This window comes from Armatimonadota bacterium, assembly GCA_031459855.1.
GTDB classification, from domain to species: domain Bacteria; phylum Sysuimicrobiota; class Sysuimicrobiia; order Sysuimicrobiales; family Humicultoraceae; genus Fervidifonticultor; species Fervidifonticultor primus.
Window position 1 is genome coordinate 750,266 of the sequence record JAVKHP010000001.1, and the last position, 16,915, is coordinate 767,180.

14 protein-coding genes are annotated in these 16,915 nt (G+C 71.7%); 6 read left to right on the forward strand and 8 right to left on the reverse strand.

Annotation, left to right across the window (positions count from 1 at the left end):
- Position 1: 1 nt before the first annotated feature.
- The 8 genes from QN157_03440 to QN157_03475 all read right to left on the reverse strand — a co-directional run bounded on the left by QN157_03440 (position 2) and on the right by QN157_03475 (position 9,024).
- Entirely contained in the window at positions 2 to 1,918 is a 1,917-nt protein-coding gene (locus QN157_03440) for a molybdopterin-guanine dinucleotide biosynthesis protein MobB (protein ID MDR7554639.1), read from the reverse strand.
- Between the two features lie 42 nt (positions 1,919 to 1,960).
- Complete coding sequence (locus tag QN157_03445; protein ID MDR7554640.1) at positions 1,961 to 3,094, reverse strand: zinc-binding dehydrogenase; 1,134 nt, start codon at positions 3,092 to 3,094, stop codon at positions 1,961 to 1,963.
- A complete protein-coding gene (locus QN157_03450; protein ID MDR7554641.1) occupies positions 3,091 to 3,747 on the reverse strand; it encodes an ATP-binding cassette domain-containing protein in 657 nt (218 codons plus the stop codon). Before QN157_03450 ends, QN157_03445 begins: the two co-directional genes overlap by 4 nt.
- Positions 3,744 to 4,490 (reverse strand): ATP-binding cassette domain-containing protein, encoded by a 747-nt coding sequence (locus QN157_03455; protein ID MDR7554642.1) that lies wholly within the window; start codon positions 4,488 to 4,490, stop codon positions 3,744 to 3,746. The genes QN157_03450 and QN157_03455 overlap by 4 nt, the downstream gene beginning before the upstream one ends.
- On the reverse strand, positions 4,487 to 5,428 hold the full coding sequence (locus QN157_03460) for a branched-chain amino acid ABC transporter permease (protein MDR7554643.1): 942 nt from the start codon (positions 5,426 to 5,428) through the stop codon (positions 4,487 to 4,489). Before QN157_03460 ends, QN157_03455 begins: the two co-directional genes overlap by 4 nt.
- On the reverse strand, positions 5,425 to 6,321 hold the full coding sequence (locus QN157_03465) for a branched-chain amino acid ABC transporter permease (GenBank protein ID MDR7554644.1): 897 nt from the start codon (positions 6,319 to 6,321) through the stop codon (positions 5,425 to 5,427). Before QN157_03465 ends, QN157_03460 begins: the two co-directional genes overlap by 4 nt.
- A 119-nt stretch (positions 6,322 to 6,440) precedes the next feature.
- The gene (locus QN157_03470) at positions 6,441 to 7,775 is read right to left on the reverse strand and encodes an ABC transporter substrate-binding protein (protein ID MDR7554645.1); all 1,335 of its coding nucleotides are present in this window, start codon (positions 7,773 to 7,775) and stop codon (positions 6,441 to 6,443) included.
- Positions 7,776 to 7,791: 16 nt separating this feature from the next.
- Positions 7,792 to 9,024: an ABC transporter substrate-binding protein gene (locus QN157_03475; GenBank protein ID MDR7554646.1), complete on the reverse strand. Its 1,233-nt coding sequence runs from the start codon at positions 9,022 to 9,024 to the stop codon at positions 7,792 to 7,794.
- A gap of 164 nt (positions 9,025 to 9,188) precedes the next feature.
- On the opposite strand from QN157_03475, the gene QN157_03480 reads away from it, so the two are divergent.
- The 6 genes from QN157_03480 (at position 9,189) to pstB (ending at position 16,815) form a co-directional block, all read left to right on the forward strand.
- Complete coding sequence (locus tag QN157_03480; GenBank protein ID MDR7554647.1) at positions 9,189 to 10,763, forward strand: PucR family transcriptional regulator ligand-binding domain-containing protein; 1,575 nt, start codon at positions 9,189 to 9,191, stop codon at positions 10,761 to 10,763.
- A 275-nt stretch (positions 10,764 to 11,038) separates the two neighbouring features.
- Positions 11,039 to 12,523 (forward strand): NAD(P)-dependent oxidoreductase, encoded by a 1,485-nt coding sequence (locus QN157_03485; protein ID MDR7554648.1) that lies wholly within the window; start codon positions 11,039 to 11,041, stop codon positions 12,521 to 12,523.
- 321 nt (positions 12,524 to 12,844) lie between these two features.
- Complete coding sequence (locus QN157_03490; protein MDR7554649.1) at positions 12,845 to 13,975, forward strand: PstS family phosphate ABC transporter substrate-binding protein; 1,131 nt, start codon at positions 12,845 to 12,847, stop codon at positions 13,973 to 13,975.
- Positions 13,976 to 14,050: 75 nt separating this feature from the next.
- Positions 14,051 to 15,091, forward strand: a complete 1,041-nt coding sequence (gene pstC, locus QN157_03495) for a phosphate ABC transporter permease subunit PstC (GenBank protein MDR7554650.1) — start codon at positions 14,051 to 14,053, stop codon at positions 15,089 to 15,091.
- Positions 15,088 to 15,969 carry a phosphate ABC transporter permease PstA gene (gene pstA, locus QN157_03500; GenBank protein ID MDR7554651.1) on the forward strand — a complete coding sequence of 294 codons (882 nt, stop codon included), beginning with the start codon at positions 15,088 to 15,090 and terminating at the stop codon, positions 15,967 to 15,969. The genes pstC and pstA overlap by 4 nt, the downstream gene beginning before the upstream one ends.
- Positions 15,970 to 16,065: 96 nt before the next feature.
- Entirely contained in the window at positions 16,066 to 16,815 is a 750-nt protein-coding gene (gene pstB, locus QN157_03505; GenBank protein ID MDR7554652.1) for a phosphate ABC transporter ATP-binding protein PstB, read from the forward strand.
- Positions 16,816 to 16,915: the final 100 nt, after the last annotated feature.

The following is a 16,915-nucleotide window of genomic DNA, read 5'->3' on the forward strand; positions in this document are numbered from 1 at the left end:
GTCATCCTGCGAGGCGCGAAGCCAGGTAGTCCGCCAGGCGGTCCAGCTCGTCCCAGGAGAACCAGGGGACGGTCGCCTCGGTGAGCACATCGCCGACGCCCGCCAGGAACGGCCCCGGGGGATCGGGCCGATCGGCGCTTGTCCCTGCCCGGCGCACGAGGATCTTCGGCAGCGCCGCATCACTGAACCCTTCCACCAGGACCAGCTCGCCAGGCGCGGCCCACCGCAGGATGTCGTCGAGCGTCGGGCCGGCAGGCTGTGAGCCTGCGGCATCCGTGCCAGCGCCGGCCCGCCAAGGTTCAGCCGGGATGGCCTCCCGCATGCCTGCCACGCCTGCCCGGTGCCCGCCTGGCGAGGGTGGCGATGGCGGTCCAGCAGGCGACCGTCCCGCCAGCAGCGGTGGCGCCGGCTCGCGGATGACGACGCCGGCGGGCCCCGCCAGGATCGTGCGCGTCGCGCCCGCCGCCGCCGCCCGGGCCGTGTCGGTGCCGGCCTCGTCGAGGGCCACCAGGTGGGCGTGGTGCTTGACCACCGTCACCCGCACCCCGCGCGCCGCCAGCAGCGGGATCAGACGCTCCACCAGCGTGGTCTTGCCCGCCCCGCGCGCGCCGACGATGCCCACCGCCGTCGGCCCCTGCGCGGCGCGCGCGGGCGACGGCGCGGGGAGCGCCCCCAGCAGCAGGACCGGCACCGGCGTGCCGGCCGGCAGATCGCCGGTCGCCGGGTCGAGCACGATGAGCGCGTTGGCATCAGCGGACGAACGCAGGGCCGCCGTGCTCTGCACGTACAGCGGCGCCACCGTCAGGCCCCAGGGCCCCAGCCGTGCGGCGCCCCAGAGATACCGCGCGCGGCCGGGCCGCACGCGCACCGGCGCCTCCAGCTGCGCCACGCCCTGCGGCCGCGGCGGATCGGCGCAGCCCAGCATGACGCCCAGGGCCGGGACCACCAGCACCTCGAACGCCACGCGGCATGCGCTGGGCGTGCCGGGCAGGGCGAACACGGGACGGGAGGCTGCAGGCAGACCTGGCCCGACGACACCGAACGCCGCGGGCGCGCCCGGCTTCATGGCCACGCCTTCGAAGGCGAACTCGACGCCCGCGCGGCGCAGGACCGGTCGGATCAGGTCGCGCTCGCCCACCGACAGGCCCCCGCACGTGATCAGCACATCGCCCACTTCCAGGCCGCGGCACACCAGCGCGTCGAGCTCGGCCGCGTCGTCGCGGGCGCGGCCTACGACGAGCGGCACCGCGCCCAGCGCGCGCACCTCGGCGGCGATGGTGAACGAGTTGCTGTCGCGCACCAGCCCCGGCCGCAGCGGCGCCTCGGGCGCCACCAGCTCGTCGCCGCACGTCACGATGGCCACCACGGGTCGCCGCACCACCGGGACCTGCGCCCACCCAATCGACGCCAGGAGCCCGATGTGGCCACCGTGCAGGACGGTGCCTGGCGCCAGCACCTGCTCGCCTGCCCGAACGTCCTCTCCCGGCGGGAAGATGTGCTGCCCCGGTGGCGCCGGCCGGTCGACCAGCACCGCGCCCGGCTCCCACCGCACGGCTTCCTGCGGGATGACCGCATCGGCCCCCGGCGGAATCGGCGCGCCGGTGGCCACGCGCGCGGCCTCGCCGCTGCCCAGCTGCTGCGGGGAGGGCTGCCCCGCGTACGCCGCGCCCGTCAGGCGCAGGCGCACGGGGCGCTGCGGCGAGGCCCCCGCCACGTCGGCGGCGCGCACGGCGACGCCGTCCATGGCGGCGCGCGGGAAGGGCCACAGGTCCTCGGCGGCGACCACCGGGGCAGCCAGCACCCGCCCAGCGGCCTCCGCCAGGGGCACCTCTTCCACGGGGGCGCGGTGGACGGCGCGCATCACCAGCGCCAGTGCCGTGTCGACGGTGACCGGGCGTGCGACTGCCTCGGCGCTCACGCACACATTCTACGGCACCCGCAGCGACGGGAGAATCGGTGGTCAGTCGCCCAGACGCACGATCTGGCGAACCACCTCGCCCTGCGCCAGGGCGTCGAACGCCTCGTTGATCTCCGACAATGCCACGGTCCGCGATCGTAGGGCCTCCACAGGCAGCAGACCCGCGCGGTGCATGGCGATGAACCGCGGGATATCACGGCGCGGCACGGCCGATCCCATGTAAGAGCCCATCACCGTACGCTCCTCGGCGGCCAGCGTCACCGCGGGCACACTGAACAACCGTTCGGGATGCGGCAGGCCGATCGCAACGGTCGTCCCGCCCCGCCGCGTGGCCTGGAACGCCTGCACCAGCACCCGCTCGCTGCCCACGCTCTCGAACACCCAGGCTGCGCCGCCGCGCGTGAGCTCCTTGATGGCCTGGACCGGATCCTGATGCCGCGCGTCGACAACGGCTGTGGCCCCCAGACGTCGGGCCAGCTCCAGCTTGACCGGCACGACGTCGACCGCCACGATGGGTGACGCCCCCACCGCTCGCGCGCCCATCACCGCACTGAGCCCCACCCCGCCCAGCCCGAACACGGCCACCGAGGCACCGGCCGGAACCCGCGCGGTGTTCACCACCGCCCCTACCCCGGTCACGACGGCGCACCCGAAGAGGGCAGCGGTCTCCAGCGGGACGTCCGCGTCCAGGGGCACCAGCGACTCCTGGGCGGCCACCGTAAAGCGCGAGAACGCCGAGACCCCGAGGTGATGGTGCAGGATCCGTCCGGCACCGTCCACGAAGTGCCGGCTGCCGTCCAGCAGGCTGCCCGCGGCGTTGGCGGCGTTGCCCCGCTCGCAGAGGGCGGGGCGTCCGACCAGGCAGAATTCGCACCGCCCGCACGCTGGCACGAACGAGAACACGACGTGATCGCCGGGACGCACGTCCCCGACCCCCGGGCCGATCTCGCGCACCACGCCGGCCGCCTCATGGCCCAGCGCCATGGGCATCACCCGCGGCCGCGACCCGTCGATCACGGAGAGATCCGAGTGGCAGACCCCCGCGGCGACGACCTCCACCAGCACCTCGCCCGGCCCCGGGCCGAGCACCTCCACTTCGTCTACCAGGAGAGGCCGCGTCTCGGCGTACGGACGGGGCCGTCCCATCTCGTAGAGCACGGCCGCCATGGTCTTCATCCTTGCACCCCGACGATCTCGCCCCGCTCGATGGTGTACGTCCGTGCAGCGAGCCGCCCGACGTGGAGCAGCTCCGATTCGGCCACCAGCACCGCCGTCTGTGAACCGGCCAGGCGCTGCAGCACCCCGGCGATCTGCTCCACCAGCGCCGGGGCCAGCCCTTCGAACGGCTCGTCCAGCAGGAGCACCTCATCCCCCACCATCAGCGCCCGGGCCAGCGCCACCAGTTTCTGCTGCCCGCCGCTCAGCTGGCCGGCGCGACGAGGGGCGAACGCCCGCACCCCCGGCAGCACGTCGTAGACGCGTTGCAGGCGCTCGCGCCCGTCGGGCAACCGGTTGGCCCAGACGGGCACCAGCAGGTTCTCCTCCACCGTGAGCTGTGGGATCAGGCGCCGGTCCTCGGGCATGTAGCCCACGCCCAGCGTCGCCCGGTGGTGCGCGGGGCGGGCGCGCAGGTCCGTGCCGTTCAAGGCCACCGCGCCCGCGGCGATGGGCACCAGGCCCATGATCGCGCGCATGGTCGTGGTCTTCCCCGCGCCGTTGCGCCCCACGAGGGCCACGACGGTCCCGCGCGGCACCTCCAGCGTCACCCGCCGCAGCAGCACCAGCTGGCGGACGACGACGCGCACCTCGACGAGCCGCAACCCGCTCATCGGTGTCCCGCCGGCGCCTGCCGGACCGTCGGCCCGTCGAGCACGGCCGCAGGAGGCCCGTCGGCCACGATGCGCCCGCTGTCCAGCACCAGCACACGGGTGGCGTACCGCCGCACGACCTCCATGTCGTGTTCCACGAAGATGGCGGTCACGGCCCCGGCGCGCAGCACGCCCGCCAGGGTATCCATGACCGGGAACTTCTCCTGCGTGCTGACGCCGCTGGTGGGTTCGTCCATGAGCAGCAGCCGCGGCCGCAGCGCCAGCGCCAGCGCCACATCCAGCAGCTTGCGCCCGCCCTCGGGGAGTTCGCCGGCCAGGCGTCCCGCGTCGCCTGCGAGCCCCAGCGCGCCCAGCAGCTCCTGTGCGGCAGCAAGTCGCCCGCGGCCGTACAGCGGCCGCCAGACGTCCAGCGCCTGGCGTGACGCACAGGCCAGGGCCACCAGCACGTTCTCCAGGACCGTCAGCCGCAAGAAGAGCTGCGGGATCTGAAACGACCGCCCGATCCCCAGGGCCGTGATCTGGTGCGGGTGCAAGCCCACGATGTCCCGTCCCAGGAACCGGATGCGCCCCGCTTCTGGGCGGTGGTACCCCGTGATCAGGTTGAGGAGGGTGGTCTTCCCCGCGCCGTTGGGGCCGACGATGCCCACGAACTCCCCGGGGGCCACCGCCACGGTTTCACGCTCGGCGGCGGTCACGCTGCCGAAGTGCAGCGTGAGGTCCGTGACTTCCAGGATGGGCGTCATCCGCGGCGGCGGTGCAGCGTCCGCTCCAGCGGCGCCCACAGGCCCTCGGGCCGAAAGAGGATGATGGTGAGCATGATGGCCCCCATCAGCAGCTGCCAGGCGAACGGCGCGTACTTGAACGCGTAGCTCTTGATCAGCTCGTAGACCACCGCCCCCGCCAGCGGCGCCAGGACGCCCTCGGCGCCGCCCAGGAGGGCGATGAAGACGAACTCCCCTGACGTGGTCCAGTAGGCCAGGTTGGGATCGATGTGCCCCACCGTCAGCGCGACCAGCACGCCACCCAGGCCGCCGAGGCCGGCCGACAGGACGTAGGTCCGCAGGATGGCGCGAGGCACCGACGCCCCCAGGTAGGCCACGCGGACCTCGTTGTCGCGAATGGCCTGCATCACGTATCCCAGCGGGGCGCTGGCGTAGCGCATGGTGAAGGCGGCGACGCCCGCCACGGCGGCCAGCGCCACGTAGTACAGCGCCAGCCGCGCCTGCGTCAGCGGCGGATGCAGGCCGCCGATGGTGGGGACCGGGATGCGCAGGCCGTCGCTCCCGCCGGTGAGGGTGTAGGCCTTGATCAACACCCCGTAGAGCACCATGGAGAACGCCAGGCTGAGCATGGCAAAGAAGATCTCGCGGTAGCGTGCGGCGAGCAGGCCGGTCACCAGGCCCAGCGCCAGCGCGGCGCCGACGCCCACCACCACGAGTCCCGCCGCCTCCCGCATCCCCCAGAGCTTCGCGGCAAACCCCGCCGCGTACGCGGCGCCGCCGAAAAACAACCCGTGCCCGAAGGAGACCAGCCCGGCTCGCATGAGGATGACCACGGCCAGGACCGCCAGGCCTTTCGCCAGGGCCAGGGTCAGCACGAACACGAGCCAGCCCGGCAGGATGGCGCCCAGCACGGCCAAGAGCCCGAGCGCGGCGGGCGGGAGCAGACGCGGCCAGGTCATATCCGCCGGGCTTCTCCCCGGGCGAACAACCCCTGGGGGCGTACCAGCAGCACCGCGGCCATGACCACGTAGATGGTGAACAGCTCGACGGCGGGGAACAGGTGCACCGCCGCCGAGCGCACCAGCCCGATCAGGAGGGCGCCCACGGCCGCGCCTTCCAGGCTGCCGAGTCCCCCCACGACGACCACCGCGAACGCCACCACGATGACCTCCACGGCGATGCCCGGGACCACCGAGATCATCGGCGCCGTGAACGCCCCGCCCAGCGCCGCCAGGGTGGTGCCCAGGGAGAACGCCAGCGCGTGGACCCGTGGCAGGTTCACGCCCAGCGCGGCGCTGATCTCGGGATCGTGGATCACCGCTACCAGCAGGCGGCCGAAGCGACTGCGGTTCACGAGCGTCCACAGGCAGACGCCGGCCAGCAGCGCTGTGCCTGCCAACACCAGGCTGTAGCGCGAATAGGCCACGGCGCCGATGGTGACCTGACCCAGCATCGCGTAGGGGCGGTACGCATAGTAGGGGCTGGGCCCCCAGATGAGCTTGACCGCGTCTTCGAAGATCAAGAAGAGCGCGAAGGTGACCAGCAGCTGCAGCACCTGCTCGCGCCCGTAGATGCGGCGCAGCACGCCGCGCTCCACGGCGGGGCCGATGACCGCACCGACCAGCACCGCCGCCAGCCCCAGCATGGCCAGACTCCCCGGCGGCCACCGGTCGCCCTCCACGTAGCGGAGGACCAGCACGGCCCCCGTGTACGCGCCCAGGGCGTAGAAGCTGCCGTGGGCGATGTTCAGGATGCGCAACACGCCGTAGATGAGGGTGAGCCCCACCGACACCAGGAAGAGCCACGAGGCGAAGACCACGCCGTCGACGGCGATCACCGTGGCGGTATTCATGGGCTCACACGGACACGGTGCATCTCACCCCGGCGCAGCGCAACGTGCCTGACGAGCCAGCCACCTGCGCGTACTCCGCCTGACCGTCGCGGCGCACGGGCGACGCTCCCGACCGCCTGCTACGGACACCGGGCGCCCGGAAAGCCTTGGGCGATCCAGTCGGCGCTCTTGACCCCCTCCGGCGGGTTGACACACTCCGCCGGAAACGTGATGACGCGGGTCAGTTCGAACTCCTTCAGGGCGGTGTTGTACCGGCCGGTGACGCCGTAGGCGACAGGCTCCACCGCCTGGTGGCCGCCGCCCAGCGCCATCCGAATCGTCCCGCTGGGCGTCTCGAACGTCAGCCCCTCGAACGCCGCAATGAGCTGCTCTTTGGTGGGCCACCCGCCGCGCGCGGCGGCCTTCTCGTAGGCCGCTTTGACGCCCAGCAGGGCCTGCGACATGTGGTAGGACGGGTACACCGGCCGCGTGCCGAAGCGGGCGGTGTACGCCTGCTTGAACCAGCGGTTGAGCGGCACGTCCGGGGCCAGGGCTCCGTGGGGGCCGCGGGCGCCGATGACGACCCCCGGCGGCATGTCCCGGCCCAGCCGTGGCAGGACCGTGTCGCCGGTGGTCAGGACCAGCAGGCTCTGGGCGTAGATGCCGCGAGGCAGGCCCTGGATGAGGAAGCTCTCCAGGTCACCGCCCCAGAAGCTGGTGTGGATCACGTCGGGGCGTGCGGCCAGCAACGCCGAGAGCTCGGCCGAGTACTCGCCGGCGAACAGCCGCGGGAACTGTTCGGCCAGTACCCGCACGTCGGCCTTCAGTTTGCGCATCGAGTCGCGGAACGTCGTCCACGAGTCCTGGCCCCACGCATAGTTCTGGTTGATGCCGGCGATGGTGGCGACTGCGGACTTCTGGCGCAGGACGTACCGGGCGGCGCCCACGTTGTCCAGGATCTGGTGTCCGTGGGTTCGAAACACGTAGCGGTAGCGGCGTTCCTCGAAGATCTGGTTTGTCCCGCAGTCGAACATCACCAGCAGGGCCCGCAGTTCCTCGGCGACCGGCGCCACCGCCAGGCAGTCGGCGCTGGAGATGTAGCCGATGACCAGATCAACTCGCTCGTCCAGGATCAGGCGGCGGAACTCGGCGACCTGCTTGTCCGCGCCGCCGGCTTCGTCGACGACGACCGTGCGGATGGGCACCCCGTTGATGCCCACTTTGTTGTACGGGGCGGGCACGCGCCCGGCGTTCAACTCGTCGACCAGCACCTCGGCGGCATTCCGGGCCGGGATGCCGAACGGCGCAGCCGCGGCCCCCGAAAGGAAGGTCACGATCCCCACCTTCACGGCCCCGGGTGCCGGCGCCGCGGCCACCACCGGACGGACCGCACCGCTCAGCACCAGGACCAGCAGCACCGGCAGCGTCCACCGCCCTCCTCGTGCCCGTGCTGTTCCCCCACGCGTTGGCACCATGCCCGTTCCTCCTCCGTTATGACGTGGCGGGTTGTCCCCGGACCCTGGCCTCTTCCCGCGCCCTGCGAATCTCGTCCTCCGACGGCAGCGCGTCGGCGGCCCCGATCACCTCCCACTGCCCCAGCAGCACCCGTGCAGGGGGAAACGCGTCCGACGGCTCGCTGACCCCGATGTACATCTCCTGGACGACCTGGTGGTCGATGGGCCGTATCCACGAGGGGGCGCCGGGGCGGTCCCGCGGCGTGGGCACCACCAACCCTTCCGCGGCCCGGACGACCTCCTCGACGTCCACCGTGCCGGCCCGCGTTACCGCCCGTGCGATGAACTGCACGCCGACATACGCCCCGTGCGCCGTGTAGGATGGGAACCGACGCGTCCGCTGCCAGAACGCGTGTACGAAGCGGCGGTTGTCCTCGGTGGGTGGGAAGTTGTTGTGGTGGCGGGCGCTCAGCACCAGCCCCGTGGGCATGCGGTCGCCCAGTGCCTCGAAGACCTCGTAGTTGCCCCCGGCGTCGAAGCTCATGACCCGCGTGCGCTCGAACAACCCGGCTTCCAGTCCCTGCTGGAGGAAGGCAATGGTGTCCCCGCCCCAGAACCCACACACCAGCACGTCGGGGCCGGCGGCCAGGATGGCGCGCACGTAGGGGCGGTAGTCGCGCTCGTAGAGCTTGGGCCACGCCAGCCCCACCACGCGGGCGTCCGGGCGCAGCCGCAGGAGGTGCTCGCGGAAGTCCTGCCACTGCCGGTGTCCGTACTCGTAGTCGGGCCCGATGTAGTAGAGCGTGTGCCACGGACGGCGACTGAGGTAGATGGCCCCTGCCCGCATCGACTGCGCGGTGTTGTTGGTCACACGGAAGTAGTACGGCTGAAACTGTTCCACGGTCAGCCGCGTCGACGCGTGGTCGGTGCCGACGAAGATGACACCGAAGTGCCGGGAGACCTCGGTCACCGCCAGCGCCACCGCGCTGCTGACCACGCCCATGAGCACGTCCACCCGGTCTTCCACCACGTACCGCTGCGCCACCTTGACCGCGTAGGTGGGATCGGATCGGTCGTCGGAGAACAGGAGGCGCACCTCGCGCCCCAGCACGCCTCCGGCCTCGTTGACCTCGTCGGCGGCCATCTCCGCCCCGACGATCGCATCGTGGCCATACCGCGCCGCCCTCCCGGTGAGCGGGTACAGACACCCGACCGTGAGGACATCGCTAGCCCGGGACCGTCGCGGCCCGCGCCCCATGGTGGCGTCCATCCTATCCACACGACCGAGCAGGAATCAACGGGCCAGCGTCATAGTTTTGGGTGCAAATGCTTGTGACAGGATCACAAGAAGAGGGCTCCATCCCCATGACGGCCCGTGCACCGGAACCGCGCCCTCCGCAGCCAGCACCGGAGGACCGCTCGAAGCCGCTCACCGTGGCAGACATCCTCGGCCTCGACGTCATGCGGGGCGTTCGCGTGCGCGCCGGGCACGACCTGCGCCGCGAGGTCCGGTGGGTCCACACCTGGCCTGAGGTCCTGCCGTGGTTGCACGGTGGGGAGCTGTTGCTGACCACAGGGTACAGCTGGCCCCCGGAAGCCGACGAGCAGCGGCGCATCGTGCGGGACTTGGAGCGCACCCGGGTAGCAGCCCTCCTCTTCCGCGTTGGCGGGCCGTTCTTCCCGCAGGTGCCCGACGCGGTCGTCGACGAAGCGACGCACGTGGGCCTGCCCGTCCTCGAAACCGGTGAGGACGCCTCCTTCGTCGAGCTGACCGAAACCCTCAACCGGGAGATCATCCGGAGTCAGGTCGCGTTGCTCGAGCGGTCGGAGCAGATTCACCGCACACTGACCGCCGCCGCGCTGGACGCCGAATCGGTGGCCGACATCGCGGCGCGCCTGGACCACCTCATCGACTGCGACGTCCTCATCCTGGACCGTCGGATGCAACCGCTCAGCCCGCCCATCCCGGCGTGGGACCAGCTCCCGCGCCACGTGGCGCTGACGGTGGCGGCCGAGGGCCACGCCGCGCGTCTTGCCCTCGAGCCCGCCGGCGAGGCGATCCTGCAGCCCGTGCGCGTGGGCCGTGACATCCCCGCGGTGATGCTCGTGGCTACCCGCCACGGGCGCCCCCTGACGGAACTCGACCGGCGTGCCACGGAACACAGCGCCGTGGTCGTCGGGTTGCACCTGCTGCGCCAACAGGCCGTGGCCGACGTAGAGACCCGCGTCCGCAACACCTTCGTGGAAGCGGTGCTCCAGGGCCGGCTGGAGCGCGAATCGGCACTGCGCGAGCGCGCTCAGCTCCTGGGGTTCGACCCCGACGGTACCTACGCGGTGGGCATCGTCATCCCCGTCGATGGGGACGGCGTCGTCCGACCGCGAGCGCTCACGTCGGCTGCCGAGTTCGCATCGCGCGTGCAGCTCGGCCAGGCGGTGCAGCACGCCCTCGAGCGTGAGCAGCTCCCGGTGCTCATGGCGTATGCCCTGAACCAGGTCGTGGTGATCCTTCCGGCGGGGGAGCCGATCGCCCGAAGGCGCGAGCGCTTCCACCGGATCTGGCGGACGGTCCAGGACGCGGCATCCGCGCAGGCGGTGGCCGTCGTGCTCGGCGGCGCGCAGCGGGGCCCCGCCGGCGCGCCGGTCAGCTTTCGCCAGGCGCAGGCCGTGCTCCCGGTGGCCCGCGGGGCTGGAATCTGGTGGTACGAGGATCTCGCTGTGCTGCGCATCCTGGACGCCTGCCAGGATCGACAAGTGTTGCAGGACCTCTACGACGCCACCGTCGGCGTGCTCCGCGCCCACAGCGCCGCGCTGTACGACACCGCGCGCACCCTGATCGCCGCAGGGTTCAACCAGCGGCTGGCCGCACGCCGACTCGGCGTGCACTGGAACACCATGCGCAACCGGCTCGCGCGCATGGAGGCGCTGCTGGGCGGGCACCTCGACGATCCCGCCCTGCGGCTGCGCGTGCAGCTGGCCTTCGAGATCGAAAGCCTGCTGGCACGAGGGTAGCCGGCGCGAGACGCCACCGCGTGCCCCGTCGCTCCGTCGAACTCCTGCCGGTGCGGGGTGGCCCCCTGGCCGTCCGCCTGTCTCACGACCCGCGACTGCGCGCCGACCCGCGCGCACCGATCGGCTGGCGTCGATCACCCGCAGGCTCCCGCCCACCCGTCAGCGTGCCGGGCGGTAGTTCCGAAGAAGATCGGGCCCCCGCCCGATTGCCGCCCGCCGTCCGGCGTCGCCATGCTTGCTCCCGGGACCGTTTCGCCACACCCTGGAGGCTCGCGATGGCCCGACCCGACAAACGCACCCGGCTGACGCTGCCCCACCAACCCCCACCCAAGCGTCCGCCGGGCGATCGCCTCGCGGACTTCTGCGAGGTCACCCTGCCCTACACGCCCGAGCAGGCCGTGGCCGAAGCGTCCCGGTGCGTCGAGTGCGTCAAGGCGCCGTGCGTGCAGGCCTGCCCGCTCCACAACCCGATCCGCGAGTGGCTGACACTCACCGCCGAGGGGCGGTTCCTGGAGGCCGCGCACCTGTCCCGTACGACCAACCCCATGCCCGAGATCTGCGGCCGGATCTGCCCCCAGGACCGGCTGTGCGAGGGCGCCTGCATCGTCGGCGTCAAGCACGAACCGGTCGCGATCGGCGCCATCGAGCGCTTCATCAACGACTACGCCATGGAGGTGGAAGGGCTGCCGCTGCCGCCCACGCCCCCGGCTACCGGCTACCGGGTGGCCGTGGTGGGCGCCGGCCCTGCGGGGCTGGCGTGCGCCGGCAGCCTGGTCCAGCGGGGGCACCACGTCACCGTCTACGATGCGCACCCCGCACCGGGCGGGTTGCTGCGCTACGGCATCCCGGCCTTCAAGCTGGAGAAGGCCGTCGTCGACCGGCGCGTGCGCTACCTGGAGGCGCTGGGGGTCGAGTTCGTGTGTGGGGTACGGGTGGGCGACGACGTGCGCCTGGACGAGCTGCGCGAGGCCGGCTACCACGCGATCTTCCTGGCGCCGGGGGCGACCACGCCCAAGCGCGCGCACATCCCCGGCGAAGAGCTCGACGGCGTCGTCGACGCGCTGCCGTTTCTGATCCGCAACGCCATGGAGAGCCCCCACCCGACGGCGCCGGACGACCTGCGCGGCCGGCGGGTGGTGGTGCTGGGTGGCGGCGACACGGCCATGGACTGCGTGCGCACGGCCCGGCGGCTGGGAGCCGTCAGCGTGACGTGCGTCTACCGGCGCGACGAGGAGAACATGCCGGGCAGCCGCCGGGAGGTGCAGGCGGCCAAGGACGAAGGCGTGACGTTCCGCTGGCTGGCCGCGCCGGTGCGGTTCCTGGACGACGGCACGGGCAGGGTCTGCGGCATCGAGTGCGTGGCGATGCGTTTGGGCGCTCCGGATGCCAACGGCCGGCGCCGGCCCGAGCCCGTGCCGGACAGCACGTTCGTCGTCGACGCCGACCTGGTGATCCTGGCCTTCGGGTTCGACGGCTCACCGGTACCCGCCGACGACGGCCCGGCACGCACGCCCTGGCAGACCTACGAGGTCAATGACGACCTGGCGACGACCGTCCCCGGGGTCTTCGCGGGCGGCGACGCCATCCGGGGCCCCGACCTGGTGGTGACGGCGCTGCGCGACGGGCTGCGGGCGGCCGAGGCGATCGACCGTTACCTGCGCGGGGCCGGCATGGATCCGACGGCTGCAATGCTTGCGGAGCGCTCCCGCAGGCCGTCGCTGCTTTTGGATGCGCCGGGGCAGGGGCGGTCGTCTCCCTGACCGCCCCCCCACGACGCCGCGCCGCTGCCCGATACCACGTGATGGCGCGTGCTCGGGCCTGCGCGTGCTCGACGATCGGTGCGGGGTCGTCCTGGCTGATGACGGTGACCATCGACGCGGTGGCAGCAGCCCTCACCGAAGACGGCCGACCGACGGCCAGGGCCCGTCGGCGTTGACGAACCCATCGCCCACATTTCACGCTCCCTTCACCCTCCAGGTCCCGCTGTGCACGTAGGCTGAAGACGGTCGCGGTGGCCGGGTGGACGTGCACACCGACCATCGCGAACCAAACCGCGTGCAGATCTCTGGAGGTGGTATGTGGTGACAACCTCAAAGGTCCGCTCGGCGGTGCTCGCCGCCGCGTTGGTCTTGCTCCTCGCCAGCGCAGGGGTGACGCAGGAACGCCCCGGCGCCACCGCCAGCCCACCCGGCACGATCGTGATCGACGGCTCCAGCACCGTGGGGCCGCTCACCAGTGCGGTCGCCGAGGAGTTCCGGAAGACCCCCGCAGGCCGGACGATCCGCATCACCGTGGGGATCAGCGGCACAGGGGGCGGATTCAAGAAGTTCTGCGCGGACAGCCCTCAGTCGCGGACCGACATCCAGGACGCGTCGCGGCCGATCCAGGCGACGGAGGACGAAGCCTGTCAGCGCAACCAGGTGAGCTACGTGGAGGTGCCCGTGGCCATCGACGGCCTGAGCGTGGTCGTCCACCCGCGGAACACCTGGGCCACCTGCCTGACAATGGGTGAGCTCAAACGCATCTGGGAACCGGGCGCCGAGCGGCGCATCACCAGCTGGCGCCAGGTGCGCGCCACCTTCCCCGACCGGCCGCTGCGGCTCGCCGGGGCGGGTGCCGACTCGGGAACCTTCGACAGCTTCACGGAGATGGTTGTCGGCAAGGCCAAGGCCAGTCGCGGCGACTACCTGGCCACCGAGGACGACAACGTGACCGTCCAGTTCGTGCAGCGGGATGACGGGGCCATGGGCTACTTCGGCCTCGCCTACCTCGAAGAGAATCAGGGCCGGGTCAAAGGGGTCGCCATCGACCCCAGCGGCCGCGTCGACCTCGCCTCCGACGCTGACTGCAAGGGGGTCCAGCCTGACTTCGACACGAGCAAGACGGGACGCTACCCCCTGACCCGGCCGATCTTCATCTACGTCAATCGCACCAGCGCGCTGTCCAAGCCAGAGGTCCGGCAGTTCGCCGCCTGGTACGTCGGGCAGGGCACGGGTGTCGCCCTGACCGTCGACGACCCGCGCCAGCCTGGCAAGCGGACCAACCTCACCAGGGCGGTCGGGTACGTCGAGTTGCCGGATGCGGTCTACGTCGCAGCCAGACAGTGCCTCGCGCGCCTGACACCGGGGACGGCTTTCAAGGAAGGTGGCAAGGCGGCAGGGCATGCCTCCCTGGCGCAGCTGAGCGGCAGCTACGTGGCGCACTGCCGGTAGCGGCATGCGCGCGTCACCGGCCGGCACGGTACGAGCGTCCATCCGCGCCCGCAGGACGCTGCCGGGAGGCCCAAGGTGAAGACGACCACAGCAGCCGGGGCCGAAAGCAAGAACAAGGCCCCGGCTGTGAGGCTGCGACGTCGACAGCGGGATGGACGTCTGATCGCAGCGGTCCTGGCTGCCAGTGCGTACGTCTCGGTGGCGGTGACCCTCGGTATCGTCGGCGTGCTGGCCTATGAGGCCGTGCAGTTCTTCCGCCTCCCGCTGGACGCCGCCGGTGCGGGGCGTCTGGCGGGACGGGCCGACCTGCAACGGTTCGCGGAGGCCCGCCCGGACCTGCTCGGACGCCCGCTGGCCCTGGTCCGGGAGTTCTTCACCGAGACGACCTGGAGTCCGCTGTTCGCCAGCAAGCGGTTCGGCGTGCTCCCGCTGGTGGCCGGAACGATGGTCACCAGCGCCATTGCCCTCGCGGTCGCCGTTCCCCTGGGGCTGCTGGCGGCCATCTTCTTGAGCGAGTTCGCGACGCGGAGACTGCGGGACCGACTCAAACCAAGCCTGGAGGTGCTCGCCGGCGTTCCCACCGTCGTGTACGGGTACTTCGCGTTGACGTTCGTCACACCATGGCTGCAGGACCACGTCTTCGGGCAGGCCCTGGCCGGGCAGAACGCGCTGGCCGCGGGGCTGGTCATGGGTGTCATGATCCTCCCCCTGGTGGCGTCGTTGAGCGAGGACGTCATGCGCGCTGTGCCCGCGGACCTGCGCCACGCCGCCTACGCCCTGGGGGCCACGCCGCTGGAGGTAACGCTCCGAACCGTGCTGCCCGCCGCCCTTCCCGGCATCGGCGCAGCGTGCATGCTGGGTCTCGCGCGGGCCCTGGGGGAGACCATGATCGTCGCCCTGGCAGCCGGGCAGTCGCCGGCGTGGACCGTCAATCCCCTGGAGCCGATGATGACGCTCACCGCCTTCGTCGTGCAGGTCAGCCTCGGCGACACGCCCTACGGGTCGGTGGAGTACCGCACGCTGTTCGCCACCGGCGCACTCCTGTTGGTCATGACGCTGGCGATCAACGCGACCAGCATCGCGGTGATCCAGCGCGTCCGCCAGCGCTACGCATGAGCGTGCGCTCCCTGCCCACGGTCACCCCCCGACCACGGACCGTCCGCGTGCGTCGGGCGCGCTGGTTCGTGGCTGGTTGCCAGGCCGCCACGCTGGTGGGACTGCTGTTCCTCGGCGTGCTGCTGGCCGATGTCGTGCGCGACGGCGCGCCGATGCTGCGGCCGCACCTCGTCACGCACTTCCCGTCGCGCTTCCCGGCACAGTCCGGGTACGCCAGCGCCCTGGTGGGGACCGTCCTGGTGATCAGCCTCATGGCGTTCCTGGCGTTTCCGCTGGGCGTGGCGGCGGCCGTGTACCTGAGCGAGTACGCGCGCCCGGGGCGGCTGGCGACCCTGCTCCACGTCAACATCGCCACCCTGGCCGGGATCCCGTCGGTCGTCTACGGCCTCCTGGGCCTTGGGCTGTTCGTCGAGCTGGGGCGCATGGGCAAGAGCGTGCTTGCGGGAGCCTGCACACTGGCGCTGCTGGTGTTGCCCCTGACGATCCTCACCGCCCGCGAGGCCATCGCTGCAGTACCCAGGAGCGTACGGGACGCAGCCTACGCTCTGGGGGCAACGCGCTGGCAGGTTGTCCGCTACCAGGTGTTGCCCTACGCCGCGCCCGGCATCCTGACGGGGCTGATCCTTGCGCTCTCCCGCGCCGTCGGCGAGACGGCGCCGCTGATCATGCTGGGTGCCCTGCAGTACGTCCCGTTCCTGCCCCGAAGCCCGCTGGACTACTTCACCGTCCTGCCGATCCAGATCTTCAACTACGTGTCGCAGCCGCAGCCCGCGTTCCATGCGGTCGCCGCGGCCGGTATCATCCTGCTGCTGGCCGTCCTGCTCTTGCTGAACGCAACGGCGATCTGGCTGCGCACGCGCTGGCAGGTACGCTGGTAACTGACCGGAGGTGGTACGGTGCAATCCACAGTAGACGCGCGCCCCAGGCTCCACGGGCACGCCGAGGCCGTCGCGGAACCACCCGGCACGGACGCTGTGCTGGAGACTGACGCGCTACGGGTATGGTACGGAGACCGGGCCGCGGTGCAGGGCGTCACCCTAAAGGTCCCCGCGCGGCGCATCACCGCCATCATCGGGCCGTCGGGATGCGGCAAGAGCACGCTGGTGCGGTCCTTGAACCGCTTGAACGATCTCATCCCCGGGGCACGCGTCGCCGGACGAGTGCTGTTCTGGGGCCAGGACGTCTACGCCCCTGATGTGGACCCCGTGGAGGTCCGCCGCCGGATCGGCATGGTGTTCCAGAAACCCAACCCGTTTCCCACGTCGGTGTACGACAACGTCGCGTTCGGGTTGCGTCTGCACTACCGGCTCTCCCGCCGGGACCTGGACGCGCGCGTGGAGCGTGCGCTCCGGCAGGCCGCCCTGTGGGACGAGGTCAAGGACGTCCTGCATCGGCGCAGCGGCCTCGAGCTCTCGGGAGGACAGCAGCAGCGGCTGTGCATCGCCCGGGCGCTGGCCGTGGAGCCGGAGGTGCTGGTGATGGACGAGCCCTGCTCTGCGCTGGATCCCACTGCGACAGCCCGCATCGAGGAGCTGATGACCCACCTGGCCCGCGAGTACACCATCGTCATCGTCACCCACAACCTCCAACAGGCCGCCAGGGTTTCGCACTTCACCGCCTTCCTGCTGGACGGCCACCTGGTGGAAGCGGGCCCGACCGCCGAGCTCTTCGCCCGCCCCCGGGACCCGCGCACCGAGGCGTACGTGACCGGTCGGTTCGGATAATCCGTATCCTCCGCGGGCGTCGCGTCCGGATGCCCGCACGGGTGCCTTCCTGGGACGTGCGCGCGGCAGGACCCGCGGCCGCGCCGCCACGGGGGCGGGG